Source organism: Phyllobacterium phragmitis (assembly GCF_002980495.1).
GTDB lineage: Bacteria > Pseudomonadota > Alphaproteobacteria > Rhizobiales > Rhizobiaceae > Paramesorhizobium > Paramesorhizobium phragmitis.
On sequence record NZ_PVBR01000091.1, the window covers coordinates 1 to 517 of the forward strand.

The 517-nt window shown below is 64.4% G+C and carries 1 protein-coding gene; it reads left to right on the forward strand.

Annotated elements, in window-relative coordinates; genetic code table 11:
• Positions 1–516, forward strand: a 516-nt coding sequence (locus C5748_RS27470) for an EF-Tu C-terminal domain-related protein (RefSeq protein ID WP_105746212.1), incomplete at its 5' end; no start/stop codon positions are given.
• Between the last annotated feature and the right edge of the window lies 1 nt (position 517).

The following is a 517-nucleotide window of genomic DNA, read 5'->3' on the forward strand; positions in this document are numbered from 1 at the left end:
CGCGGCACGGTGGTGACCGGGCGCGTCGAGCGCGGCATTGTCAAGGTTGGCGAGACGGTCGAGATCGTCGGTATCCGCCCGACGTCGACGACGACGGTGACGGGTGTGGAGATGTTCCGCAAGCTGCTCGATCAGGGCCAGGCCGGCGACAACATCGGTGCGCTGCTTCGCGGTGTCGACCGTGAAGGCGTCGAGCGCGGCCAGATCCTGTGCAAGCCGGGTTCGGTGAAGCCGCACACGAAGTTCAAGGCGGAAGCCTACATCCTGACCAAGGACGAGGGTGGCCGTCATACGCCGTTCTTCACCAATTACCGTCCGCAGTTCTACTTCCGCACGACCGACGTGACGGGCGTGGTGACACTGCCGGAAGGCACGGAGATGGTGATGCCCGGCGACAACGTCACGATGGACGTGACGCTGATCGTGCCGATCGCGATGGAAGAGAAGCTGCGTTTCGCTATCCGCGAAGGCGGCCGCACCGTCGGCGCCGGCATCGTCTCCACCATCGTTGAGTAAG